This is a genomic window from Arthrobacter globiformis (assembly GCF_030817195.1).
GTDB lineage: Bacteria > Actinomycetota > Actinomycetes > Actinomycetales > Micrococcaceae > Arthrobacter > Arthrobacter globiformis_D.
Window position 1 is genome coordinate 4426165 of the sequence record NZ_JAUSYZ010000001.1, and the last position, 23303, is coordinate 4449467.

28 protein-coding genes and 1 pseudogene are annotated in these 23303 nt (G+C 64.3%); 10 read left to right on the top strand and 19 right to left on the bottom strand.

Translation table 11 applies throughout. The features are described from left to right. The first annotated feature begins 116 nt into the window (after window positions 1–116). Window positions 117–581 (top strand): Lrp/AsnC family transcriptional regulator, encoded by a 465-nt coding sequence (locus tag QF036_RS20175; protein WP_307104736.1) that lies wholly within the window; start codon window positions 117–119, stop codon window positions 579–581. 66 nt (window positions 582–647) lie between these two features. Here the strand turns inward: QF036_RS20175 and QF036_RS20180 are convergent, their stop codons facing one another. From QF036_RS20180 to QF036_RS20210, 7 genes are all read right to left on the bottom strand, one after another. Further along, window positions 648–1427: an enoyl-CoA hydratase/isomerase family protein gene (locus QF036_RS20180; RefSeq protein ID WP_307104738.1), complete on the bottom strand. Its 780-nt coding sequence runs from the start codon at window positions 1425–1427 to the stop codon at window positions 648–650. Window positions 1428–1466: 39 nt separating this feature from the next. Further along, on the bottom strand, window positions 1467–2693 hold the full coding sequence (paaE, locus tag QF036_RS20185) for a 1,2-phenylacetyl-CoA epoxidase subunit PaaE (RefSeq protein WP_307104740.1): 1227 nt from the start codon (window positions 2691–2693) through the stop codon (window positions 1467–1469). A gap of 10 nt (window positions 2694–2703) precedes the next feature. Further along, a complete protein-coding gene (gene paaD, locus QF036_RS20190; protein WP_373460307.1) occupies window positions 2704–3240 on the bottom strand; it encodes a 1,2-phenylacetyl-CoA epoxidase subunit PaaD in 537 nt (178 codons plus the stop codon). A gap of 5 nt (window positions 3241–3245) precedes the next feature. Beyond that, entirely contained in the window at window positions 3246–4160 is a 915-nt protein-coding gene (gene paaC, locus QF036_RS20195) for a 1,2-phenylacetyl-CoA epoxidase subunit PaaC (RefSeq protein WP_307104745.1), read from the bottom strand. Next, window positions 4157–4549, bottom strand: coding sequence for a 1,2-phenylacetyl-CoA epoxidase subunit PaaB (gene paaB / locus QF036_RS20200; RefSeq protein WP_307104746.1), 393 nt, complete (start codon window positions 4547–4549; stop codon window positions 4157–4159). Before paaB ends, paaC begins: the two co-directional genes overlap by 4 nt. Continuing rightward, a complete protein-coding gene (paaA, locus tag QF036_RS20205; protein WP_307104748.1) occupies window positions 4546–5577 on the bottom strand; it encodes a 1,2-phenylacetyl-CoA epoxidase subunit PaaA in 1032 nt (343 codons plus the stop codon). The genes paaB and paaA overlap by 4 nt, the downstream gene beginning before the upstream one ends. Before the next feature lie 294 nt (window positions 5578–5871). After that, window positions 5872–6624: a response regulator transcription factor gene (locus QF036_RS20210; protein WP_307104750.1), complete on the bottom strand. Its 753-nt coding sequence runs from the start codon at window positions 6622–6624 to the stop codon at window positions 5872–5874. Between the two features lie 131 nt (window positions 6625–6755). Between QF036_RS20210 and QF036_RS20215 the strand changes: the two genes are divergently transcribed. Beyond that, on the top strand, window positions 6756–8480 hold the full coding sequence (locus QF036_RS20215) for a sensor histidine kinase (RefSeq protein ID WP_307104751.1): 1725 nt from the start codon (window positions 6756–6758) through the stop codon (window positions 8478–8480). Window positions 8481–8558: 78 nt separating this feature from the next. Here QF036_RS20215 and QF036_RS20220 read toward each other — a convergent pair whose 3' ends face one another. Genes QF036_RS20220 through QF036_RS20230 form a run of 3 tightly spaced genes read right to left on the bottom strand, consistent with a single transcriptional unit; the run spans window position 8559 to window position 11663 of the window. After that, complete coding sequence (locus QF036_RS20220) at window positions 8559–9662, bottom strand: glycoside hydrolase family 26 protein (protein WP_307104753.1); 1104 nt, start codon at window positions 9660–9662, stop codon at window positions 8559–8561. Window positions 9663–9678: 16 nt separating this feature from the next. Beyond that, on the bottom strand, window positions 9679–10035 hold the full coding sequence (locus tag QF036_RS20225) for a hypothetical protein (RefSeq protein WP_307104755.1): 357 nt from the start codon (window positions 10033–10035) through the stop codon (window positions 9679–9681). Window positions 10036–10037: 2 nt separating this feature from the next. Then, window positions 10038–11663 (bottom strand): glycosyltransferase family 2 protein, encoded by a 1626-nt coding sequence (locus tag QF036_RS20230; RefSeq protein ID WP_307104757.1) that lies wholly within the window; start codon window positions 11661–11663, stop codon window positions 10038–10040. Window positions 11664–11825: 162 nt separating this feature from the next. Between QF036_RS20230 and QF036_RS20235 the strand changes: the two genes are divergently transcribed. From QF036_RS20235 to QF036_RS20245, 3 genes are all read left to right on the top strand, one after another. After that, on the top strand, window positions 11826–14192 hold the full coding sequence (locus QF036_RS20235) for an acyltransferase family protein (protein ID WP_307104759.1): 2367 nt from the start codon (window positions 11826–11828) through the stop codon (window positions 14190–14192). A 186-nt stretch (window positions 14193–14378) separates the two neighbouring features. Continuing rightward, a complete protein-coding gene (locus tag QF036_RS20240; protein ID WP_307104760.1) occupies window positions 14379–14636 on the top strand; it encodes a hypothetical protein in 258 nt (85 codons plus the stop codon). A 2-nt stretch (window positions 14637–14638) separates the two neighbouring features. Continuing rightward, window positions 14639–15067: a hypothetical protein gene (locus QF036_RS20245; RefSeq protein ID WP_307104762.1), complete on the top strand. Its 429-nt coding sequence runs from the start codon at window positions 14639–14641 to the stop codon at window positions 15065–15067. A gap of 24 nt (window positions 15068–15091) precedes the next feature. Here the strand turns inward: QF036_RS20245 and QF036_RS20250 are convergent, their stop codons facing one another. Beyond that, complete coding sequence (locus tag QF036_RS20250; protein ID WP_307104764.1) at window positions 15092–15436, bottom strand: VOC family protein; 345 nt, start codon at window positions 15434–15436, stop codon at window positions 15092–15094. A 41-nt stretch (window positions 15437–15477) separates the two neighbouring features. Then, window positions 15478–16467, bottom strand: a complete 990-nt coding sequence (locus QF036_RS20255) for an NYN domain-containing protein (protein WP_307104766.1) — start codon at window positions 16465–16467, stop codon at window positions 15478–15480. 210 nt (window positions 16468–16677) lie between these two features. On the opposite strand from QF036_RS20255, the gene QF036_RS20260 reads away from it, so the two are divergent. Next, window positions 16678–16896: a three-helix bundle dimerization domain-containing protein gene (locus QF036_RS20260; protein ID WP_307104769.1), complete on the top strand. Its 219-nt coding sequence runs from the start codon at window positions 16678–16680 to the stop codon at window positions 16894–16896. 91 nt (window positions 16897–16987) lie between these two features. Here the strand turns inward: QF036_RS20260 and QF036_RS20265 are convergent, their stop codons facing one another. Continuing rightward, the gene (locus QF036_RS20265) at window positions 16988–17305 is read right to left on the bottom strand and encodes a MarR family transcriptional regulator (protein WP_307104770.1); all 318 of its coding nucleotides are present in this window, start codon (window positions 17303–17305) and stop codon (window positions 16988–16990) included. A gap of 199 nt (window positions 17306–17504) precedes the next feature. Here QF036_RS20265 and QF036_RS20270 point away from each other — a divergent pair, with 199 nt between their 5' ends. After that, on the top strand, window positions 17505–18104 hold the full coding sequence (locus tag QF036_RS20270) for a dihydrofolate reductase family protein (RefSeq protein WP_307104772.1): 600 nt from the start codon (window positions 17505–17507) through the stop codon (window positions 18102–18104). Here the strand turns inward: QF036_RS20270 and QF036_RS20275 are convergent. Together QF036_RS20275 and QF036_RS20280 are read right to left on the bottom strand one after the other, a co-directional pair. Next, a complete protein-coding gene (locus QF036_RS20275; RefSeq protein ID WP_307104775.1) occupies window positions 18101–18583 on the bottom strand; it encodes a DUF3592 domain-containing protein in 483 nt (160 codons plus the stop codon). The genes QF036_RS20270 and QF036_RS20275 overlap by 4 nt on opposite strands. A 53-nt stretch (window positions 18584–18636) precedes the next feature. Further along, window positions 18637–19437, bottom strand: a complete 801-nt coding sequence (locus tag QF036_RS20280; protein ID WP_307104777.1) for a helix-turn-helix transcriptional regulator — start codon at window positions 19435–19437, stop codon at window positions 18637–18639. A 65-nt stretch (window positions 19438–19502) separates the two neighbouring features. Here QF036_RS20280 and QF036_RS20285 point away from each other — a divergent pair, with 65 nt between their 5' ends. Further along, entirely contained in the window at window positions 19503–20015 is a 513-nt protein-coding gene (locus QF036_RS20285; RefSeq protein WP_307104779.1) for a VOC family protein, read from the top strand. Between the two features lie 40 nt (window positions 20016–20055). On the opposite strand, the gene QF036_RS20290 is transcribed toward QF036_RS20285, so the two are convergent. The 4 genes and pseudogenes from QF036_RS20290 to QF036_RS20305 form a co-directional block, all read right to left on the bottom strand. Continuing rightward, window positions 20056–20301, bottom strand: coding sequence for a hypothetical protein (locus tag QF036_RS20290; RefSeq protein WP_307104781.1), 246 nt, complete (start codon window positions 20299–20301; stop codon window positions 20056–20058). A 37-nt stretch (window positions 20302–20338) separates the two neighbouring features. After that, window positions 20339–20452 (bottom strand): annotated as a pseudogene (locus tag QF036_RS20295) (ribosomal protein bL36); the annotation flags it as partial. 88 nt (window positions 20453–20540) lie between these two features. Further along, complete coding sequence (locus tag QF036_RS20300) at window positions 20541–21023, bottom strand: hypothetical protein (RefSeq protein ID WP_307104783.1); 483 nt, start codon at window positions 21021–21023, stop codon at window positions 20541–20543. Window positions 21024–21093: 70 nt separating this feature from the next. Then, window positions 21094–22215 (bottom strand): EAL domain-containing protein, encoded by a 1122-nt coding sequence (locus tag QF036_RS20305; protein WP_307104785.1) that lies wholly within the window; start codon window positions 22213–22215, stop codon window positions 21094–21096. Between the two features lie 147 nt (window positions 22216–22362). Between QF036_RS20305 and QF036_RS20310 the strand changes: the two genes are divergently transcribed. Together QF036_RS20310 and QF036_RS20315 are read left to right on the top strand one after the other, a co-directional pair. Further along, window positions 22363–22764 carry a YidH family protein gene (locus QF036_RS20310; protein WP_307104787.1) on the top strand — a complete coding sequence of 134 codons (402 nt, stop codon included), beginning with the start codon at window positions 22363–22365 and terminating at the stop codon, window positions 22762–22764. Between the two features lie 3 nt (window positions 22765–22767). After that, window positions 22768–23121, top strand: a complete 354-nt coding sequence (locus QF036_RS20315) for a DUF202 domain-containing protein (RefSeq protein WP_307104789.1) — start codon at window positions 22768–22770, stop codon at window positions 23119–23121. The last annotated feature ends 182 nt before the right edge of the window (window positions 23122–23303 follow it).

Sequence of the window (23303 nt, forward strand, 5' to 3'; positions counted from 1 at the left end):
CGGACGATGTTTCGTATCCAGTGTCAGCGCGAATCGTGGAGAAGTACGCTCCAATCCCCTACCCTGAAAGACAAATCTTAAGTATGAGCCAGATAACCATTAGGAGTTGTGGACAAATGGCTGAACCGGACGATGAGAATACGGCGGTGCCACTTGACGATGTGGACCGCAACATCATTGCCGAACTGACCCGGGACGGCCGGATTTCGGTAACTCAGGTGGCTGAGAACGTCCATATTTCCCGGGCCCACGCCTACACACGGATTGCGCGGCTGACCGGTCAGGGCGTACTGACGAAGTTCACGGCATTAGTTGATCCCATAAAGGCCGGCCTCAAGTCCTCGGCCTACGTCACGCTCAAGGTGCAGCAGCACTCATGGCGGGAGCTACGGGAGCAGTTGTGCGCTATTCCCGAGATACACCATATCGCGCTCGTGGGTGGGGACTTTGACGTCGTCCTGCTGGTGCGAGCCACGGACAACGTGCACCTGCGGCGGGTAATTTTCGACCAACTGCAGTCCATGGCGGGCGTGTTGGATACGCAGACGTTTCTGGTTTTTGAGGACGTGGATACGCGCTGACCTATGCATGGACCCCCACTGTTAACAGCGTAGCCTCAGCCAGGTCAGACACCCGCAGCAGCGATGTCATCCCTTGAATTGCGGCTCGCGCTTTTCCTGGAACGCCCGGAAGCCCTCGGCATAGTCCTCGCTCTTGCAGAGCCGCGCTTGCTCGGCGTTCTCCTCTTGCATCGACGTCCACAGACCCAGGCGCTGGTCGCGGATGTGCGCCACCAGTTCCTTGCTGGCCTTGAACGCACCTGTCGCGCCGGTCGCCACCTTCGCCACGATGGAACGCGTGGTGTCCAGCAGCTCGTCCGCTGGCAGAGCCCTGCTAAACATCCCCTGAGCCACAGCTTCGACGCCGGAGATCAGCTCCGCCGTGTAGATCAGGTCCAGCGTCCGGTGCATGCCCATCCGCTCGGTGAAGTACCAGTGCCCGCCCGAGTCCAGCGTGGCTCCCAGCTTGGCGAACGGCGAGCCGAACTTCGCGTTCTCCGCCACGTAGACCACGTCAGTAGCGAGCAACAGCCCCAGGCCCACGCCCAAACATGCCCCTTGGGCCGCGGCGAAGGTCGGCGCCGGGAACGAGCTCATCTTCTGCAGCAGCGGCTGCACCAGCCCGCCCAGGTACGCCTCGGCGTCGTCGCTCTCCGGGGTCACGCCGGCAATGTCCCGACCCGCGCAGAAGGCGCGGCCCTCTCCCCTGAGCAGCAGCGCCCGCACCTCACTGCGCGAGGCGGCGGCAGCGGCGTCGTCGTACGCCTGGGACAGCTCCACCAGCGCCTGCTCGTCCAGCGAGTTCAGCTTCTGCGGGGCGTTCAGGACCACTTCGGCGACGCCGTCGGCAATGGAAAGGGAAATCATGGCTGCTCCTTTGAGACCGGGAAAGGGCGGGACGGAATACTACACGTCGAAGTCGACGGAGACTTCCTTGCTGGTGGGGTGGCTCTGGCAGGTCAGGACGTAGCCCTTGTCCAGCTCATCCTGCTCCAGCGCGTAGTTTTCGTCCATGGTCACAGTGCCGGTGACCACCTTGGCGCGGCAGGTGCCGCAGACTCCCCCGGCGCACGCGAACGGAACGTCCGGGCGGACCCGCAGCGCGGCGTTGAGGATGGACTCCCGGGCATGCGTGGGGCTAGCCACCTCGCCCTGCAGGCCGTCCAGCTTAAAGGTGATCTTGTAGGTCTCCTTGGACTCGTCCTCGACGACGGGACGGCCGGCGTTGCCCTCGGGGCGGTCCGGCTTGCCGGAGGTGAACAGCTCGAACCGGACGTGCTCCGGCTTCACGCCGCGCTCGGCCAGGGTGTCCCGGCACAGCTGCACCAGCTCGAACGGCCCGCACAGGAACCACTCGTCCACGTCGTCCGCGTGGATGGCGGTGCCCAGCAGCGCCCGCAGCTTCTCGGCGTCGATCCGGCCGCTCAGCAGCGGCGCGATCCGCTGCTCGCGGGACAGCACGTGGTGCAGCGCCAGGCGCGACGGGTACTTGTCTTTCAGGTCCGCGAGCTCCTCCAGGAACATCACGTCCATGGCCGCCTTGTTGGCGTAGATCAGGTCGAACCGGGTGTCCGGGCTGGCGGCCAGCAGCGTCCGGGCGATCGCGATCACCGGCGTGATGCCCGAGCCCGCGGCGATCGCCACGAAGTTCCCCGGCTCCCCCGCCAGGTCCTCCGGATGGTTCATCGAATTCATGACGTTCTGGTCCACGGCCTGCCCGTCCCGGCCGTGCTTGGACACGAACGCGCCCATGGGGCTCATGACCTCCAGGGTGTCCCCGGCCTTCAGCTCGGCGTTGGCCCACGTGGAGAACAGCCCGCCCAAGTCCTTCTTGATGGCCACCCGGATCTCGCTGCTGCCGTCCGCGAAGCTGCGCGGCTCGGCGCAGATCGAGTAGCTGCGGCGGATCTCCTTCGGCTCGCCGTTCTCGTCCGGGAGCGTGGTGCGCAGGGCGACGTACTGGCCCGGCAGGTAGTCGAACTGCCCGGCGAGCTCGGCCGGCACCGCGAAGGTCACCTCGATGGCATCGTCGGTGAGCCGGCGCACCTCCGCCACGGTGAGGGAATGGAAGGACGGACGACGGCGGCCGGTGGCCTGCGCCGATTCGGCGGCAGTCTGGCGGACAACAGGCATGGGAAATTCCTTACAGGACTTTGAAGTAGTCGAACGGTTCCCTGCAGTCCTGGCACACGTACAGCGCCTTGCAGGAGGTGGAACCGAAACGGGTGAGTTCCTTGGTGTTCAGGGACGAGCACTGCGGGCACTTCACGGCCAGGCTGAGCCGGACCGGCCCGTTGTGGCCCAGGGCCGCGCGGCCCGACGGCGGGGCGATGCCGTACTCCCGCAGCTTGGCCTTGCCGGCGTCCGTCATCCAGTCCGTGGTCCAGGCCGGGCTCAGTACGAGTTCCACGTGCACGCTGGGATAGCCCTCCTTGTGGAAGGCGGCCTTCAGGTCGTCGCGGATGGCGTCCATCGCGGGGCAGCCCGAGTACGTGGGCGTGATGGTGACCTGCACGGCGGGCACCGGCCCACCGTCGTCGAACAGCCTCACGCTGCGCAGGATGCCGAGGTCCTCGATGGTGAGCACCGGGATCTCGGGGTCGCAGACCGTGGCGGCGATGTCCCACGCCTTCTGCTCGGCGGTGACGCCGGTCTTGGTTTCGAAGTCCGAGATGTACACGGCAGTCACCAGCTTGCTCCGGGATGCTCCCGGGCCAGTACCTGCATCTCGGCCAGGATATAGCCCAGGTGTTCGGAGTGCCTGCCCTGGCGCCCGCCGCCCGGCGCGAACGGCACGTCGGGGACGTCCAGCTCCGCCTCTTTGAGGACTTCGCCGGTGAGGCGGTCAAAGTCCGCCCTCAGGCTGGAAGGCTCGACGGCGGCGCCCGCCTCAGCGAGTCGGGTCACCAGCTCGTCGTCCTCGAAGAGTTCGCCGATGTACGGCCAGATGAGCTTCAGGCCGTGGATCATCCTCTGGCGGGATTCCTCGGTGCCTCCGGCCAAGCGCAGCACCCACTGGGCGCTGTGGTCGCGGTGGTAGTCCACTTCCTTCACGGCCTTCGCGGCGATGGCAGCCAGGGTGGCGTCGGTGGACTCGGTCAGCCGGCGATAGAGCTCGAACTGGTAGTAGCTCACCACGAACTGCCGTGCGATGGTGACGGCGAAGTCACCGTTGGGCTGCTCGAACAGGTGCGCGGAGCGGAACTCGTGCTCGCGGCGGAAGTAGGCGAGGTCGTCCTCACTCTTCTCCCAGGCGCCGCCGGCGTAGCTCAGGAAACTCCGGGCGTGGCCCAGCTGGTCCAGGGCGATGTTGCCCAGGGCCACGTCCTCCTCCAGCTCCGGTGCGCGGGAGATCCAGTGACCCAGGCGCTGGGCGAGGATCAGGGCGTCGTCGCCGAGGCGCAACGCGTACTCGGCCACGTCCTCGGTGGGCTTGGCCAGGCCGGTGCGGACCTCGAGCGCGATGTCCTCCGGGCGGAGCGCGTTGCCCGGGGTGATGCGGGTGGCGCTGGCCGACCCGTCGCCGCTGGCACCTGCGCCCGCGACGCCGACGGAAATGTCGCCGTGGCCTGTGGTTTCTTGTGTTTCCGGAGCCGTCACAGGTGCTTCACCCCTTCGCTCTTGGTGTAGTACGTGGCGTGCCGGTAGTCCTTGCCCTGCGGCGACTCGAAGAACGAGCCCTTGGCGTCGGGGTCGCTGGAGGCGATGGCCTCCGCCGGGACCACCCAGATGGACACGCCCTCGTTGCGGCGGGTGTACAGGTCTCGGGCATTGCGCAGGGCCATGGCGGCATCCGGCGCGTGCAGGCTGCCGGCGTGCACGTGGGACAGCCCGCGGCTGGACCGGACGAAGACCTCCCAGAGTGGCCAAACGCTGCTGTGCAGCGGGGCTTCCTCGCTGGGAGCCGGCTGGGCCGGGACCTTGGCGGCGGAGCTTTCTACTGCTCCGGCGGAGCTGGCCGGTACTTCTGGGTTGCCGTGGGGACTCATGCTGCGTATTCCTTCTGCTTGTTAACCTGCTTGGCCGCATAGGCGGCTGCCGCCTCACGGACCCAGGCGCCGTCGTCGTGCGCCTGCCGGCGGCGCTCAAGCCGCTGCGAGTTACAGGGGCCGCGGCCGGCCAGGACTTCCTTGAATTCGTTCCAGTCCAGCGGGCCGTGTTCCCACTTCTTGGTGTCCTCGTTGAAGCGGACCTCACTGTCCGGGAGGGTGAGGCCCAGGACCCTGACCTGCTCCACCATCATGCCGACGAACCGCGAGCGCAGCTCATCGTTGCTGAAGCGCTTGATGTTCCAGGCCATGGACTGCTTGGAGTTGGGGGAATCGTCGTCCGGCGGGCCGAACATCATCAGGGCCGGGGCGTACCAGCGGTTCACCGCGTCCTGGGCCATCTGCTTCTGCGCGGGCGTTCCGTTGGAGAGCTCCAGCAGGATCTCGAATCCCTGGCGCTGATGGAAGGATTCCTCCTTGCAGATGCGCACCATGGCCCGGCCGTAAGGGCCGTACGACGCGCGGCACAGCGGCACCTGGTTGCAGATGGCGGCGCCGTCGACGAGCCAGCCGATGGCACCCATGTCCGCCCAGGTGAGGGCCGGGTAGTTGAAGATCGAGGAGTAGCGGGCCTTGCCGGCGATGAGGTCGTCCATCATCTGGTCGCGGGACTGGCCCAGCGTCTCGGCGGCGGAGTAGAGGTAGAGCCCGTGGCCGGCCTCGTCCTGGACCTTGGCCATGAGGATGGCCTTGCGCTTCAGACTGGGGGCGCGGGAGATCCAGTTGGCCTCCGGCTGCATGCCGATGATCTCCGAGTGCGCGTGCTGCGAGATCTGGCGCAGGAGGGTCTTGCGGTAGGCGGCCGGCATCCAGTCGCGCGGCTCGATCCGGGAATCCTCGGAGATCACGCGGTCAAAGTATGCCTGGCCCTCGGCCTCCAGCTGGGCCTGGCCCTTATCGCCGGCGGTGGCTGCTGCGCCCGGGGGTGCCGGCTGGTCAGGCACTGACTGCAGGTTCTGCGCTGCCATGGTTGCTCCTATGCATTCACGTCCGTACTGGACCTGTGTCGGTACCGGAAAGATTATTTACCGACCGTTCGTTCAGGATATGTGGAAGCGGCGAAGGGCGTCAAGCAACCGGCGGCGCATTTTCGCCTTCAGGATCTGTTCCAGCAGCGCATTCAGCTGGGACGTCGCCGGCCGAGGGCTGAAAGGCAGAAGTGGGCTCAGTGAAACGAGGTTTCCGTGCCGGTGTTGCCCTCCCTGGGCTTTTCCCGGAGACCAGGGCGCTCCGAACGGACTCGCAGGGCTTGTTTCGTCAGATCACACCACGAGCGAATAGCCGCCGGGCTCTGACCGGAGCCAACGTGGCGGCCGCTCCGTGTCACCCAGCTTTTCACGCAGTCCCATCACCAGGAAGTCAATGTCCCGTTCTTCCCTGCGGCTGATGGGCTCACCGGTTTCATAATGTGCAGCCCGCAGTTTCTGCGCAAGGTCCGCGTTTGAGCGGTGCACCCAAGTGCTCTCCATGAGTGTGTGCAGAAGGTCGAACTCGGGGGCACTCAGTTCCAGTTCGAGGCCGTCAGCCTCGACCTTTCGCGTCCGCACGTTGAGCACCAGCCCATTGTGCTCCAGCCGCTCGGCGGAACGGCGCCCGCCCTTGCCGGCAGCAGAGGGAGTTTGCGCCGGAGCGGGCCCTTCCTGCCAGCGGGGCCTGCGCAACAGCGCGTTGATGCGGGACCGCAGCTCGCGGGGCCGGAAGGGCTTCACAATGTAGTCATCAGCACCGTTATCCAGGCCCATCATGGCGTCGGCTTCATCGTCACGACCGGTGAGCATAATGATGTAACTGTCACTGAACAGCCGGATGCGCCGGGCCGCTTCAAATCCGTCTATGTCCGCCATCTCAATATCAAGAGTGACAATCATAGGATCATGCTGCCGAACGAGCTCCACTCCGGTTTCCCCGTCCGGAGCAGCGTGGGTCACGAACCCGGCTTGCCTGAACACAACTGCAATGAGCTCCCGGACGTGTTCTTCGTCCTCGACAATTACCGCAACGCGAGACCGTTCCACTTATTCCCCCTGTTTCTTCCGTCCCAGTACAGGAACTGTCCCCACTTGCACGGGTGAATAAACTTGGATTTGAGGTGCGATTTTGGGGTATGGCTAAAAGAGCCGGATGAACACTCAAACTGGGGGCTACAGTGCAGACAAATACCGCCGCGCGCGACAAAACCACCGAAAACGTTGAGGACGATCTAGTCCACCAGGTTGAGGACAAGTTCTTCAGCGACGTGACCCAGCGGCGAAGCATGCTGATCAGCCAACTCCCGTTGACCGTTTCCATGCTGATTATTGCTGTCATCCTGGCAGTTATTCGCCCGGCCACCCTGGGAGACCCCGGCTTTCAGTTTTCCCTCCTGCTAAGCCTGGGGCTGACAGCTATGTGCATGCTGCTTCCGTGGCATCTGCTGCCGCCCGGGAGCTTCGTTGTAGTTCCGCTGCTGGACTTCCTGGCTGTCGCCGTGGCACGCGAGGCCACCGCTGCGTCGTTCACGAGCCTCGGCCTCCTGCTGGTCTTCCCCGTCATCTGGCTCGCTGCACGGTTGGGCAAATTGGGGGTCGCTCTCAGCTTCCTCGGATCAGCGTTGGTCGCCACTGTACCGATGGTCGTGGCACCCTCCACTGCGCCGTTCGACGCAGCCCGCCCCTTCCTTTTGCCCGCAATCATGACGGTGATTGCACTGGCGATACACGTTCTGCTGAGCAGTGTTGTCAGCCAAGACAGAAGACTGAAGCTCAAGGATGCGGAACTCCGCACGGCGTATCAGGAAAGCCTTGAGCGGCAGCGGCTGCTGGACACCATGCTGGACATTGTCGGTGTGGGAGTCCACGCCGTAGACGCTTCTGGCCGGGACATCCTTATGAACCAGCAGCACCGCCGGAACCGCGCACTTGCCGTGCCACCCGGAGCGCCGGACCCGGCAGATCAAGAAGTGGACCTGCTGGCAAGCGACGGCACCACTCCCATCCCCCCGGAACACCGCCCGGTTGCACGCGCAGTGCAGGGTCAGTCATTTTCCGATTACCTGGTCCGAGTGGGCAGCCCCGCAAACCAGCGGGTGCTTTCTTCGACAGCGAGGGCCATCCGGGACAAAGAAGGGAACTTTACGGGGTCTGTCCTGGCTTTCAGCGACGTTACTGAATTTGTAAACGCCCTAGCCATCAAAGACGATTTCGTGGCGAACATTTCCCATGAATTCCGGAGTCCGTTGATGTCCATCCTCGGATATCTGGATCTTGTCCTGGACTCCCCTGAAGAACATCCGGGCCAGCATGAAGCGTTTCTGCGAATCGCACAAAAGAATGGCGAGCAGCTCCTCAACCTCGTCTCGGACTTGCTCTCTGCCTCCTCTGATTCCATGGGCGTCCATCCCCAGCGGATGGATCTCCTAGACCTGATCCGGATGTGTGTTGCCACTGCAAAACCGCGCGCTGAGAGCCGGGGCGTGGAAATCGTCAACGAGGCGACGGGGTCCCTGTGGCTGACCGCAGACTCGGGGAGGGTCACCCAGGTATTGGACAATCTCCTGTCCAATGCCGTCAAATACTCCCGGCCAGGAGACACTGTAACGGTCAGGGCGTGGGACACGGCGGACTTGGCCCATTTTGCGGTCGCGGACACGGGAATTGGCATCGCCGAGCAAGATCTGCCGAAGATCTTCACGAGGTACTTCCGGTCGGACAGCGTCCGGGAATCATTAATACCCGGTGTGGGGCTGGGACTGGGCATCGTGAAGCGGATTGTGGAAAACCACGGCGGCACCGTCACCGCGAGCAGCAAACCGGGGCTGGGCAGCATCTTCACCGTGACGCTACCCAAGGGCACAGACCTTGCAGACGGTGCAGCGGGCCACGCCATGCGTTAGGGCCCATGGGCACACGAATCCACAGTTTGCCTGACCCGGCTGCGCTGTGGCAGCAGCGGTGGTGATCGCCGTCGTCGTTCATCTCACCGGTGCCATAATGAACCGGTCCGGAATTGCACGGGTGAACGGGTCCCTGATCTGCGGAGTAACCGTCGTCCGCCAGTCAACGACCGGGTTTCCGGGCTGGTTTTCGGTTTTCGAGTACTCGAACCAGAGCGCCATTTTTAACCTCGGGAACCTTCTCTGCAGTCCAGGGTCGAAAAGCTGGTTCCACCAGGCCTCCTTAATCGCCAGCTCTGTCGCCCCGTCGCTGCGTGAAGTGTTGTAGAAAGACCCTGTTTCCGAGATCGCAAAAGGCATCTTGTGCCCGTCCGCATATTCTTTGTAGAAGTCTGGGACGTCGGTGTCATTGGTGTAGGCGCTTTTGAAGGTCCCGGTGATCTTGGCCACCAGTTTTCCCCGCTCCGGGACAGTGTTCTCTCCCCACGGGTAGGCCTTGCCGAAGTGGTAGACGGTCAGTCCCACCCAGTCCACGGCATCGTCCCCGGGCCAGTAGGGTGCGTAGGGGTCGTCCTTCGAGGTGAGTTTGCCGTCGTGGTTCGTGTCCACTGCCTGGAAGTCAGCGCTGCCAGGGCTGGCCTCATACGGGCCCCCCTCATAGGGGTAGCCGGCGCCCTCGTTCGGAGACCAGAGCATTGCCGATGAAGGGGCCTTGTGGACAGCCGCCGCAACCTGACGGAACTTTTCGATGTAGGCCGCAGGCTGTTGGGACCACGGGTACCAGGAACCGTTCATTTCGTGTGCGAAACGCACCATGACCGGCACGCCCTTCCGGTTCCACGCCGTCAGCGTCCGGGACAGGGCCGTTAGGGCCTCTGGCGTGACGGCGGCAAGATCCTTTCTCGGTTCAAGAGTGAGCATGAGGGAGGAATGGTGGTCGGCGAGTTCCTGAACCTCCTGGCTGATGGCCCCCTCCTCCGTTGTGTCCCAGGGAAAATCGACATAGCGCCCGTACAGGGCCGGTGTTGAACCGAGGCGGGACGCGTAGCCGGCCACCGTATCGAATTGGGAGTCCATCTGGACTCCGAAGTACGTTTTGCCGTCGTGGGGCACCGGGAACCGGTGCGGGGATTCGATGAGACGTGCCGTGAGGCCGCCCGCCGTCAGGGCAACGGCAACCATCAGTAACGCTAGATTCCTAAAAACCCTCGGTTGCCGCATCGCGGGTTCCTTCTGTTTTCAGAATGATGAATGTCACGACGAGCGCGAGTTCGCCCAGGACCGCAGCGGAGATCACCAGTACCACCGGAACCGGATGCACCGCGGCATGCAGGGCCAGCGCGAGGGGGACGATGATGTAGGCCGTCAACGCCATCAGGGCGACGACCATGAAGGCGGCACACCTGACCTTGGCTATCCGGAGGGCCCGCTGCTCGGCCGAATGGATGACCAGATTGGCAACAACAAGGGGTGGCTGGACGTGGCTGCCGGTTAGGACGATTTGCTTCTCGATTATCTGGTTGATGGGGATCGCTACTGCTGAGGCTCGTTCCATGGCTACTCACCGCTCCTAATGCTCTGAAGGTCCGCTTTCTTGGTCTTGGGGGTGGGCACCCAGTGGACGTCACGCTTGCCCACGCTCCACTGGAAAACTGCCCAGAGTGCCGCTGAGCTTTCGATGAGACCAGCAACAGGCGCCAGCAGGACGGCCAGCGATATTTCGCCGGCACGGGCCCACCTGTTCATGCCTGAGTCGGCTACGTTGTGCCAGGCTCCGATAAAGACCGAGCCCATCCACATGACGCCGACCAGGGCCAGCCATGCGCTGCCCGGCGCCGGCAGGGGAGGCTCACCATCGGAGAGCAGCGTCTCCAGGGCGCGGACGATGAATGCAGGGAAGACAACGGCGGAGAGGACTCCGACGACGGCCCCCAGGGCGAAGGTCCCCACCCGGTAACGGGTGCCCCAGACCAAACTGAATTTTGTAGCCCAGGGCAGCGAGAGGAACAGCGGATTTCGGGTCATGGAATTCATGCCCTGAAGGACACCGAAGATCCAGCGGTAGCGCTGCTTGAACGCGCTCCGGACGGAAAAGGGCGGCTGCTCGAGCATGACGCACCCGTGCCAGCCGAACACCTCCGTGCCGTAGCTGGTAAATGCTTTCATGCCGAACACGTAATCCTCGGCGATGAAGGGCTGTCCCTCCAGGCACCCGATGTCCCATCCGATTTCGTTCTCCAAAGATTCGTCTATAACGAGGTTGGAACCGTGCAGGTGCAGTGGGACGCCGGTTTCCATGACATGGCGGCATTCGTAGCACCCGATCGGGCGGTTGGCTTCCATGCCCCGGCAGAGGGGGCTGGCATTCAGGTATTCGAGCGGGTAATAGATGGGACCTTCAAGGATTTTCTTGTCGGTTGCGGCAAGGCAATGGATGAGCTTACGCAGCTCGACCGGGACCATGACGCTTTCCTCGTCGTAATGCACGATGAAGGTGCGTCCAGGTTTGCGGTTCCACGACTTGCGCCGCTGCTCGACGATGTAATGCAAACCGCGGGCCTTGAGCCTGGTGCCGTTCGGGGTCTCGTAATCCTCGGGAATCACAAGCGTGCTGACCGGAATAGCCGAGCCCTGGAAGGCATTCCGGAGAGCGCGCGCCTGCCCCGCGGATTCGGTAACAACCTCCACGGACAGAAAACGGCCATAGAACTCCGGGTCCTCCCGAGTCAGGTCAACGACGTTGCGAATTCCACGAGTGATGACTTCCGTGCTGCCCGCCGAGCCGCGGGTGGTGATCTGGATCTTTACGAATGGGACGTCAAGGGCGCGGAGATCCCGACTAGAGACCGGGGTACGGCGTCGATAACGCTTCCATCGGAATAGAAAACTCCACCAGTACAAGGCCATACGGACGCCGATGATCGAGACACCGACGAACAAGATTGGACCGAGAATGGACAGGAAAAAGTTCATCGAATTGGGCATGGGAGACCGTTCCATTGACTTGTCAGCATTGGGCACCGCGAGGCATTCAGCTGCATCCACCGCCGGATGGCCACCGGTTACTGGGAACGCATCCGCTCTTGATTTAAAGCAATTGGCAGAAGCCGAAAGACCCAAGACTTCGCCACAGCCTGCGCGCCAGCAGTGAACTTCGCCTTGGACCTCCCCCGTTTCTGCCACCCGGGAGAGCGTCCTCGATGCATTTCACCTTAGGGAACGGGGGTGGGGGGCCGCACCAGTAATTACTACCTGAATCCGTATCCCCTCCACTTGGTTTCGGAGCGAAAAACACACGCATCCGGGAGGGCCCGGGCCAAAGGAGGGGCAAATTACCTGTGTTGGGTGACACTCAACACATCCGCAGCGCAAGCCGGCCACCCCACAAAAGCACCAATGCCCCCTCGCGGCGAGTATCGCCGTCGTACGTCGGCGCGAATGGCGCGGGAAGGACGTCGCTCGGCGGGTAAAATATCACCAACGCCGGTCTCATTTGGGGGAATTTTCTTGTCCATGACTCATGCCCGCGTGCCAGTAGGCCGGGCTGCTCAACTCGAAGCGAATTTCTCGGCGGTGAGGACGAACAATCCCGGCGCACGAAAGCGGTATGACGTCCAGGGCCTTCGCGCACTGGCAGTTGTCCTGGTTATTGCAGATCACCTGCTGGGTTACCCCACCGGTGGCTTCATCGGCGTGGATGTCTTCTTCGTGATCTCCGGTTTCGTGATTACTGCCAGCCTGATCCGGGAGCATGACAAAAACGGCAGGATCTCCTTCGCGGACTTCTACCGGCGCCGGGCGCGACGTATCCTGCCGCTGGCATCGCTAGTTATCGTCCTGTCGCTCATCGCGTCATGGGCTGTGTTCTCCACCGCGCGCTTCGCGGGCACCGCCCAGGACGGACTGTGGGCGTTCCTGTCTGCTGCCAACTGGCATCTGGCCATCATCGGTACTGACTACATGCAGGCCGGAGGGGCGGTGTCCCCGCTACAGCACTTCTGGTCGCTGGCCGTCGAGGAACAGTTCTACTTCGTTTGGCCGTGGCTGATCGTGCTCATGCTCGGGTGGGGAGCTTCCAGGCGACGCCGGTCGTCTTCCGGGGCCCGGCGTTCACTGGGCCTGGCCTTGCTTGCCGTGGTGGGAGCATCGTTTGCCTTCGCCATGTGGGAAAGCTCCGCTGCGCCCACCGTCGCATACTTCTCGACGTTTTCCCGTGCCTGGGAGCTCGGCTGCGGTGGTCTGATGGCCGTAATGGCGCCGGTTCTGCTGCGCATCCCAGACCGTATCAGGCCCGCTTTAGCCTGCCTCGGCCTCGCAGGAATCGTTGTTGGCGCCTTCGCCATGACGCCGGAATTGACCTTCCCGGGTCCGTGGGCAGCGGTGCCCGTCCTTGCAACCATGGTCGTCATCGCCGCAGGGACCGGAGGGGAGCAACGACTGCTGGCTCCACTGACTAATCGCGCCTCCCGCTACCTGGGTGACATTTCATACTCTCTGTACCTGTGGCACTTCCCTGTCATCATTCTTCTTGAAGCACTTCGGCCATCGAGTGGCGTCGTGGACCACGCCGTTGCTTTAGCCCTCACCCTGGCGCTGTCAGTATGGTCCTATCACTTCGTTGAAGAGCCCGTCAGGCACTCGCAATGGCTTGAACCCAAGGCAGCCACGGCAGCCAAGGTGCCGCGCGGGGCCCGGACCCGGCTGGCCTACGGAGCGCTCACTACTCTTGCCCTGGCTGCCGCCATCGTCGTGAGCTTCACCCTGGTGAAGGCCACCCCTGTCACGGGAACGGCTGTTGCGCAACCAGTCGTGTCGCCGAGTGCTTCCTCCCCTGCTGTTGCAAACACCCCCTCAGCAAAGCTGAGCCAGGAACTCACTCTTGCTCTCTCGGCGCCTCAGTGGCCAGAGCTTACGCCGGCGATCGATACACTTGGCGACGAAGCGAAAGCGCCTGAATGGGTCGAGGACGGATGCCTGGGCGACGAGCGAGGCGCTCTGGAAGACCCAACGGAAAATGCAGCCCGTTGCATCTACGGAGACGAAGCGGCCAAGAAGACGGCAGTCGTTCTCGGCGACTCAGTGGCTATCAGTTACGTTCCAGGCATACGCGCCGCACTTGAGCCGCACGGATACAAGGTCCATGTCTACACCATGCAGCAGTGCCCGGCTGCGGCGGTTGATGTGATTAAAGCTTCGAAATCGGCACACCCCAAGTGCGCCCCTTTCCGGACATGGGCCCTTCAGCAGATAGCCTCCATGAAGCCTGACATGGTGATCAGTTCCAGCTCAACAGGAACGTTGGCGCGCCTTTCCAGTGGAGCAACGGGCGGTGCCGCGGCCGGCGAGTGGACCGAGGCGTCCAAAAGGCTGTACACAGAACTCTCCGCCTCGGCTAAACAAGTTTTCGTGCTTGACCCGCCTCCACGCGGCCGCAAGTTCGCTGAGTGCGCCACGAAGATAAGCACGCCTGCGAACTGTGCGTCAAAGGTGCAGCAACTCTCACTGGACATGACGGCCGCCGGGCGAGCGGCCCTTGACCCTGCCGAGCAGACGAACGTTCACTTCGTGGAGACCATTGGATGGTTCTGCGTAGCTGGGAACTGCCCCGCTTTCGCCGGAACGTCACCTATGCATGCAGACGGGGCCCACCTCACGGCCGCATATTCAAAGTCACTTGGGCCCGTGCTGTCCGAAGCACTTGCCATCAAGTAAATACAGGTTCGCAGTGGCCCGCCCAGGACCTGGAACCTGTACAGGGTCCGGGAACAGGTGTATTTTTCAATGCAGGGTCCTGCATCACTGAAGTTTCCGCGGGAACCTCCTCCGGCATCGTGCACCGCCGGGGGTACCCGCTGTAGCCTCACGGCGGACATCGTGCACCCGAGGAAAGAGCCTGACGTGGCCACCTCTCATTTCCAGCAGTTCCTTCATGACGCAACCACGCCCGCCGCAGACACCGACAGCCCGCTGGGGCCGGACTGCCTGTACGGGCTGTACACGAGCTGGTGCCTGCTCCAGGGCGTGAAACCCAGACGCCCCGCAGTCTTCAGGGCAGGAATGCGCCTGCGCGGGGTAAATGTCCGCAACGGCAGACTGAGGATGAAGGGACGCGCAGCAGCGGACTACATCCTCTCCAGCTACCCGTTCGCCTTCTGATCATGTCGCTGGGTTTCCACGGCTTCCGCCAGGACGGCGCCGGCCGGCACCGCGTGCTCCCGGTGATGTGCGGCCACTGCGGCACGGACCGGCGTCTCACCATCAGGTCCGTCACCGGGCTTCAACACTCGCCTCCGGAGATCGTTCTCGTCTCCTACACCTGCGGCCGGTGCGGGCTCTTCAGTGAGCATCCTGCCCAGGCCGCGGATCTGTCCATGGTCCTGGCCCGCGCCGACCAGACAGGGGACGTGCTGATCTTCGGCGGACATTACATCCACTGTGGACAGCCGATGCGGAAAGCCGGGTCGGAACTCCGCCGGCTCTCCGCGCCGCTGTCCACCGAAAGCACGGACGGGGACCCCCTGGATGTTTACCTCGCAACCCGGGTCCTCAGGTGCGACTGCGGGTTCCAGATGGAACTGCCGGAATAGGGATTGGCAGGCCAAGGACCCTGCTTAGGCCTGTTTCGGCCGCCACACGCCGAAGCGGTTGCCCTGGGGGTCGAGGAGGTGCGCGAACTCAATGGCTCCGTTGTCGACGAACGGGACGGCGACGCTCGCACCGAGGGACTCGGCCTGGGCGATCGCCGCCTTCACGTCGTCCACCTGCACATAGAAGATGGCCCAGGCCTTTCCGCCCAGCGAGGTGGTGTCCCACAGACCGCCCTTGTCGCCGTCGACCGGCCGATAACCGGCCGGCGAGGGTTCACCAAAGGTCCAGTCGAATAGTGCGCCGTAGAAGTTCCGTGCGGCGTCCGGGTCACCTGAGCCGATCTCGAAATAGTTGACTATGGCGGCCATTGCAGTGTCCTCCCGATCCTAGGGCAGTACCTCGTACAGAGTTAGACGATCTGGTCGAGTTTCAGCCAGAAGGCATCGCGGAGGGCTCGCCGCACACCCTGAAGGTCCGTCTTGTACTCACCGATCCGCTGGGCGCAATCCTTGAGCAGCACACGGTCAATCTCCACCGGCAGCACCGGGCGATCCGCCAAAAGCTCGTTCAGTTCCCCTTGGGTGGTGGAGCCGTACCAGCTGACGGCCACACTCTCTCCAACCTCCTGTGCCACGTCGAGAGCCGAGCCCTCATAGACATCAGAAGTCAAAGCTCCGGCGCCTGAGCTGTACACGAGGTGTGCTTCTGATCGATGCATCTTCGGGGCCGCGGGCTGCATTGACGGCCGCACCGACGGAGGCGCTGGCCGCGGTCCGGATCCAGGTGTGGGCCGGGGCGGAAATGGCCCCGGAGTTGGCGCAACGGGCGTCGGGCGAGGCGCCGCCGAAACGGATTTGGCGAAGCAGGATTCGATGAGCTCGGCCGGAAGGGTGATGATGCTGTCCACGCGCAGAGCCAGGTGTTCGGCGACCGAGGCGACCCCGAGCCGGTGGCTCGGATCGTCCAGGCCCACCAGGACAACCTTCATGCCGAGATCCTGCGCGGCTTCGACGGCCTCAGCAAGGTCGTCATCGCCCGAGACCAGGAAGGCCACCGACGCCGCCCTGTTCCGGGCAACTCCGACGAGATCCAGACCGAGCTTGAGGTCAACGCCCTTCTGTTCCCCGTTGAACGAGATGCGGCCAAGCCGGACCTTAACGTCGGGAAGCAACCCGATTTTCTTGTGCTGGTCCGTGAACAACGCATCCTTGGAGGCGTCGTACCAATAGACGCGCAGCGATTCCAGGCCACAGTGGTCCTTGGCGCGGCCCAGGATCCCGCGTATGAGTTTTTCGTAGTTGACGCTGAACGCTGATCGTAAGGACGTACCGGCGACTTGGGTTCCGCCGACGGCGAGAAGGAATCCTGCGTCGACGAAGATTGCGCTCTGATGCATCATGTCTGTGATGCTACCGGCCACAAACGATAGACCAGTTGCTTTCCCGTGCCGGGCGAGGCGCGGGCATTACGTGGCGCTCCCTTCGGTGAGGATTGGTGCCCCTGACGCTCAGCTGATCGTGATGGAGATGCGGTTCGGGGTTTCGCCTTTGCATGCCAAGCCATAAGTAGGCTGATGGACGCCGCAGCCACCGGTCGCTCAGACTGAAGCATGGACGACACGGAAAAGCATGAAACGATCGCCAAGGTCACCGACCGCCTCGCGGCTCGCTACCCCGAAACGCCCCGGAACCTGATCGCCGCCGTCGTGGCCGAGGAATACGCACTCCTGGACAGTGGCCGGATCCGCACCTACATCCCGACCCTGGTTGAACGCGGCGCTAGGAACAGGCTCAGGGAAAGCGCCAGCGCGCCGCCCTCCGGCATCTGACATTCGGGCCGTGCTGCACGCGCCGGAGCAATCCGCAGCACTCCAAGCAAACTCCCCTCGGTCTCACTCTGACCGGGGCGGGCGGCATCACCTACCGTGCGGCGAGCCGTTCTGCATTCTTGCTCATGCGCTCGAGGACGCTGACAGCCATGGCATACTCATCCATGCCGATGCCTGCCGTCAGCTCAAGGCGCGCGGCTTCCACCAGCCCGGATGCCGCCGCATGCAAGGCCACACCTGCATCAGTCAGACCGAGCCGACCATCCAGCAGGAATAACAGATCCCTTCGTACCATCCCGGCCATGTCCCGTTCCTGGGCCGCCTCGGCGTCAGCGGCGGCGAACGGGCGCAGGGTATGCTTCAGCTCCCCGGGGGTGACAGGGCCAGAACTCAGCGTGTTGAGGACCATGCCACTGTCTTCTGGTCAGGCGGACACGGGCGAGGGTGGAATCAAGATGTGTCTCCAGCGCTTCATCCAAACGCCTGACCCAATAACCGATAGGCCTGTTCACCATGCCATGGTCGCAGGAGCCTTCCACCTAGGCAACGTCCGGGCAGTCGGTTCAGGACCTCTGGCCTGCAGGCGACCGATCTGGAAGGATCTCACCATGCGAAGGGTCGTCGTCTGCAATATCGCGTCCGTGGACGGCTTCTACGCTGCCAGCGATGGAAATCCCCTCGTGCTGAACATGGATGCAGCATTCGACGAATACAACCGCACGCGGATCGAGGCGGCGGACATGCTGCTCCTGGGCCGGAAGTCCTTCGAAGGCTTCAGCTCGTACTGGCCAGGAATAGCTACCGCCCCTGACGATCCGGGGAACCGCGCGGTCAGCGAGGACAACCGCCGGATCAGCCGGGCCTTCAACTCCCTGCCCAAAACAGTGGTCTCAGACACCTTCGTGGTAGCGGCCGACAACGCCTGGCGGGACACCACCACCGTTATTCCTGGCGACGAAGTGCCCGGCTGGATTGGCGCCTGCCGGCAAGAAGGAAACGGCGACATCCTGATTTTCGCGAGCAGGGTCCTTTGGAACAGCCTCCTCGATATGCGGTTGGTGGATGAAGTCCACCTGATGATCAGCCCTAACGCACTGGCTGAAGGCATACCGATTTTCACCCTGTCCGCAGCCTTCACCCTTCTGGATTCCGTGAGATTCGATTCATCATCCAACGTCCTCCTGAGGTATGAACCGAACCGCGGCTAGCCCAGCCTGTTTCTGTGTCTCTTCCCCCGCTTCGAAAAAACGAGGATGAGAACGATGGGGATGAAAATCATGGCCAGGATAGTGCCAATGCCCCGGACCATGATGCCGTCGCTCTCGTAGCCCAGCACCACTGACTGGCCGGGCTCCTGCGCGCGGTACGCCACCGTGACTTCCTCGCCGTCCGTCGGGTGCTGGTCGTGGTCCACGGTGGCCGAGGTGTAGCGGACCGTTCCGTCGGCGGACGTGTACCTCACCCTGATGTCCCTCTGCGAAGCCCTCCTGGCGTCGTTGAAGTCGACGATGGTTCCGGTGGTGTGCACACCCGTCCGCGCGATCTCGTCATCCGCATCAGCCATCCGGGAACCGACACCGATCATCACCGGCCCCACCAGGACCATGACAAGGGCCAGCGCCACCTGCAGGGCGCGGCTCAGCAGTGTTTGGGGCTGGCGGTTTACAGCGGCATCCGGGGAACTCACGGCGCCCATTCTGCCGGATGACCGGGGCTGAAACCTATCCGGGCGCGACAGGCTCAAGCACCGGATCCGCCGGCAACCGCCCGCCGGTACGTGCTCGGCGTGAACCCCAGGTACTTCTGAAAGTCATTCGTCAGATGTGCATGGTCGGCGTACCCAAGCTCGGCAGCTATCGCTGCGAGATCCGCTGAAGCATCCAGGCGCGTCCGCTCGGCAGCGTCCTGAAGCCTCCGACGGCGGATCAGCGCGGCAGGGCTGAGGCCGATGTACTTCCTGGCCAGACGCTGCAGGGTCCGCTGCGAAACCGCCAGCGCAGACGCCGCGTCCTCGACCCGGACTACCGAGGCGTCCGAACCGATGACGTCCATCAGCCGGTTGGCCAGCAACGCCTCCTCGGACACTGCGGGCCCGGCAAAACAAGCCAGCCACCCCGCAAAGGCATCCACTGCCCGCTCGAGGCGAGTATCGCCGTCGTACGTGTTCATGACCTCCGAGACGGAAAGGTGCAGATGCTCCGCGGCCACCGCCACCTCCGTGTCCCGCAGGCTGGAGGGATCGTCGGTGAACAGCGGCACGGCCGCCGGCCGCAGCAGCGCACCAACCGCCCAGCCCCGTCCGGCCAAGTCCCGATAGGCGGCCCGGGTAGTCGGGCCGGAGAAGACCACGCCATCAGGCTGCACCACGAGGTTGGAGCCCGGGTACGCGATCAGGTGCTGGCGGGATGTGCGGCCTGGCCCGATGTCCCACTCCGGAATCCAGAACCACTGGACCAGGTCCGCCACGGGGGCCGGCGCTGGAAGGCGGTGAAAACTGGGAAGCCGGGTCGGGTACAGGATCCCCTTGAACGAACTCTCCATCGGTCCCCTCAGACTGTCGCGAATCTCCAAGCGCCGCCGCTGACGGGGCACGTAGCGTCATGGATATGACAGATACTACAAGCACCGAATCGACCACCGCCGCCCACGGAGAGCACACAACGAATGGGATTCCGAACGGCCTGACGAGCCTCACGCCGTTCCTCGCTGTGACCAGCGCCAGGGAAGCGATCGCCTTCTACAAGGACGTGTTCGGCGCCCGCCTAGTAGGCGCCACGGAGATGCGCGGAGTCGTGGTCCACGCGGAACTCGACTTTGGGAACGGCCACCTCCAGCTCGGCGAACCCAACCCCGAATACCACCTGGTCCCAGCGCCGGAGGGTGAAAACGACTGCTACTCCCTGGGCCTCTACTGCCCGGACGCCGACGCCCTGGTGCAGCGCGCAGAACAGGCCGGAGCTACGATCCGCGAGCCACTGGCCACGTTTGTCTCAGGCGACCGATATGCCAGCATCCGGGACCCCTTCGGCGTCCGCTGGTCCATCATGACCCGCGTGGAGGACCTCTCCGAAGAGGAAAGCAACCGCCGGGTCGAAGAATGGGCGGCGCAGCAGGGCTAAGGCTGGCCCCGCATTCCCAGGAAGCGGCTACCCCTTGACCTCAGCGGGGCCCCGGCGCCGCGGGGGTTTCGCCGTTGCCGACCGCCTCGATCCAGTCGACCACCTGGTCCGGAAAATAGAACCCCGAGGGCTCGTCGTCCCCGGCCCGCCAGACATCCGAGGCGGCCGGGCCGCCGGCTTCCGTGATTTCGGCGACCAGTTCGTCCGGGACGGCGTCGCCGTTGTTCTCAATCAGCCATGCCTGCGTGGCGGGATTGAGGTTGGGCCACCATTGCTCGATGTTCATGGTGGAAGTCTGCCACCCGGAGACGCGCCCGGTTAGGGCGGGCCTTCATCCGCGGGGTTTTCTTGTTGATGACGAAGGTGCGGCCGCGGCGGCGGACAATCTGCGCACCCGGTATTTTTTTCAGCGCCCGCAGCGAGTTCCGTACTTTCATGAGTTGCTCCTTTGTGTTGTTTCGGTAGTCCGGTTCAGGTCGAACGGGTCATTGATTGCGCCGGGGCCGGAGGCCGTCTCCGCTTCGGTCAGTTCGCAGCCGGTGAAGACTCGGCCGGGGTCCGCACGGAACCCGGGACGGTACGCGCCGTTGCCTCCGCGAGGTTGTGCCGGCCCGGCCGGATGTCACCGGCACTTTCGGCCACCACCGCGTGCGGGGCCAGCTCTTTGATCAGCTGGATTCCGCGGGCACGCGCCGCAGGATCAACGGGCACCAGGGCCGGGTCGGCCAGCAGGACGGTGTCGCCGAACGACAGCTCCCCTATGAGGAATTCCCCCGGCGTCCGCTCGTCCTCGGGAACGGGGGTGAACCCGGACTCGAACAGGGAATGACGGTCCCAGATCTGGTCCTCCACGGCATCCGGGGCGCAGGCCAGCACCACGGAGTCAATCGTGAAGGCGGCACCGAGGCCCTGCAGCAGAGCCTGCACCGCCGTGGTGCCCGCTACGCCCGGAGGCAACCCCAGAATGAGGCGGGAACCCGCCGTCAGCAGCCGCTTCACCGTAGGCACCACGTCCAGGCGCACGGTACAGCTCAGGCACCCATGTTCCAGTACCGACTCTTCCCGCTCGAGGCGGCGGTCAGTGTCCGTGCGTCTGCGGTGGCCGTCCTGCCATGCGCGGCCCGCGGCGGTTCTGGAGTGCCGTGGCGGGACCGGCCCAGGTGGCCCATTCCTTGACGTCGATCGTGGGCCTTCCGAGGAAGTGGCCTTGACCGGCAGCCACTGCCAGCCGGGTCAGGACCGCAAGTTCGGCGGCGGTTTCAATTCCGACGGCGGCCAGCGCCGCCCCGGTCTGCCGGCCGAATTCGACCAGGTCGGCCACCAGGTACTGGCGGCTTGGATCGGCGTCGATACCCGCAACCAGGCCGCGGCCGATCTTGATGACGTCCGGCCGGAGGGAACGGATGTGGCGCATGGAGGCAGCGTCCGTCCCGGCCTCATCCACCGCCAGCCCCATGCCGGACCGGCGCAGTGGCGTCAGGACGTCCAGCAGGGGTTCCAGCTCGTCCGACTGGAGCGGTTCGGTGAGTTCCAGCATGATCCGGGACGGTTCCAGAGCCGCGTGTTCCAGGAATCCCGGCAGCCGGGGATCCAGGCACACGGCCGGCGAGAGGTTCAGGGCCACCACCAGATGGTGCGGCAGATCCTGCGCCGCGGCCACAGCGGTCTGCAGCGCTGAGAACTCCAGGTCCGCACCCAACCCGACGGCGGCGGCATTCTTGAACCACGAACCTGCACCGTCGCCGTCCTCCCACAGGAACCGCGTCAGGGCCTCCGCGCCGATGACACCGCCGCGGCCAAGCTCGTGGATCGGCTGGAATGCCGTGACCAGCATGCCGCCATGCAGGATCGCCTCGATGGCGGCCTGCCCGCGGCCGGGGACGCTGATCTGCTCCCCGGCCGGAGGCCGGTGCACGTCCTGCTTTTGGGGATTCGGCCTGTTGTTGGCCTGCCGGGCCAGGGAGCGGGTGAAGATCAGGTGCTCATGGAGTGCCGCCTCCGGATTTCCGGGATGCGCCGCCACATGTTCCCGCAGCCGCTCCCGGACCTCGGCCCCCTCCGGATCCGTTCCGGCCAGGACGGCCTCGATGATCTCGTAGGCCTGCTCCCGCACCAGCGGGACCTCGTCGCCAGCCCCGCCGGCACCCGGCAGGCCGGTACCCGGCAGGCCGTCATCGGAGGGGGACCGGGTACTGTCCAATGGGTACTCCTCTGGCTCCGGGCGGCTGGCCGCTGGCTGGACTTCCTGCCCTCTGGATGCATCATAAGCGCAGCTGAGTCGCCGTTACAGGTCTGTGAAAACAATTTCACGAATCTGTAAACAAACGTCACTGACTAGACTGTGAGCGTGCCGTCCACCCCGCCTCCCCCGTCCGGCCCCGACTCCCGCAGAAGTAGGTTCGCCGAAAAGCTCTTGCCGGGCGGCGCCGAGCCGGACCCTCGGTTCACCCTGGCCAATGAGCGCACGTTCCTGGCGTGGATCCGCACCTCCCTGGCGCTCCTCGCCGGCGGGATTGCGGTGGAGGCCTTCACCACGGACGTCTTTCCGGAGCCCATCCGCCGCGGGCTGGCGGTTCTGCTCCTGCTGTTGGGCATGCTGCTGAGCGCGGGCTCGGCCGTTCGCTGGCTGCGGGTTGAGGCGAGCCTGCGCTCGAACCGGCCGCTGCCCCTGCCGCTGATTGGTCCGCTGCTCGCCGCCGGCTGTGCCGTCGCGGCGGCGGTGGTGATCGCCGTCGTCGTTCTGGCCTGACCCGTGGACGAAGACCCGGCCACTGCTCCCCTTCCCGGCGACGGCCCGCTCGACGGCGACCCCGGGCTGCAGCCCGAGCGCACAGCGCTCGCCTGGGGCCGGACCGTGCTGACGCTGATTGCCGCGAGCGCGATGAGCCTGCGCTGGCTCCCGGACCAGGGACCGTTCGTGCTGGCGATGTTCGGCCTCACCGTCGCCGCCGGGACCGGCATCTACGCCACCCAGCGGCGGCGCTACCGGCGCAGCGTCGAAGGAATCAGGGCCGGGCATCTGACCCCGGACACCGCCGCGGTGTTCTGGACCGCCGGAGCCTGTGTTGTCCTCGGGGCGTTAGGCGTCTGGCTGGTGCTGAGCTGAGCCCTTTGCGGCGGAGGCCCGCACGGGAGCGCCAACGGACAGTTAAGCCCCGGCCGGGGCTTAACTGTCCGTCCGCCCTGATGAACAAATTCACTGTTGCCCGGCCCGGGCCGTGAACCTACACTCTGGACATCACCCACCGTTCCCGGAGTATTTCACCCCCTGACCCGGAAGCATCGACC

Coding starts and splice junctions, on each gene's coding strand:
- QF036_RS20175 (WP_307104736.1), top strand. CDS start 117: ATGGCTGAACCGGACGATGAGAATACGGCGGTGCCACTTGACGATGTG.
- QF036_RS20180 (WP_307104738.1), bottom strand. CDS start 1,427: ATGATTTCCCTTTCCATTGCCGACGGCGTCGCCGAAGTGGTCCTGAAC.
- paaE (WP_307104740.1), bottom strand. CDS start 2,693: ATGCCTGTTGTCCGCCAGACTGCCGCCGAATCGGCGCAGGCCACCGGC.
- paaB (WP_307104746.1), bottom strand. CDS start 4,549: ATGAGTCCCCACGGCAACCCAGAAGTACCGGCCAGCTCCGCCGGAGCA.
- paaA (WP_307104748.1), bottom strand. CDS start 5,577: ATGGCAGCGCAGAACCTGCAGTCAGTGCCTGACCAGCCGGCACCCCCG.
- QF036_RS20220 (WP_307104753.1), bottom strand. CDS start 9,662: ATGGTTGCCGTTGCCCTGACGGCGGGCGGCCTCACGGCACGTCTCATC.
- QF036_RS20225 (WP_307104755.1), bottom strand. CDS start 10,035: ATGGAACGAGCCTCAGCAGTAGCGATCCCCATCAACCAGATAATCGAG.
- QF036_RS20245 (WP_307104762.1), top strand. CDS start 14,639: ATGTCGCTGGGTTTCCACGGCTTCCGCCAGGACGGCGCCGGCCGGCAC.
- QF036_RS20250 (WP_307104764.1), bottom strand. CDS start 15,436: ATGGCCGCCATAGTCAACTATTTCGAGATCGGCTCAGGTGACCCGGAC.
- QF036_RS20255 (WP_307104766.1), bottom strand. CDS start 16,467: ATGATGCATCAGAGCGCAATCTTCGTCGACGCAGGATTCCTTCTCGCC.
- QF036_RS20260 (WP_307104769.1), top strand. CDS start 16,678: ATGGACGACACGGAAAAGCATGAAACGATCGCCAAGGTCACCGACCGC.
- QF036_RS20265 (WP_307104770.1), bottom strand. CDS start 17,305: ATGGTCCTCAACACGCTGAGTTCTGGCCCTGTCACCCCCGGGGAGCTG.
- QF036_RS20270 (WP_307104772.1), top strand. CDS start 17,505: ATGCGAAGGGTCGTCGTCTGCAATATCGCGTCCGTGGACGGCTTCTAC.
- QF036_RS20280 (WP_307104777.1), bottom strand. CDS start 19,437: ATGGAGAGTTCGTTCAAGGGGATCCTGTACCCGACCCGGCTTCCCAGT.
- QF036_RS20285 (WP_307104779.1), top strand. CDS start 19,503: ATGACAGATACTACAAGCACCGAATCGACCACCGCCGCCCACGGAGAG.
- QF036_RS20290 (WP_307104781.1), bottom strand. CDS start 20,301: ATGAACATCGAGCAATGGTGGCCCAACCTCAATCCCGCCACGCAGGCA.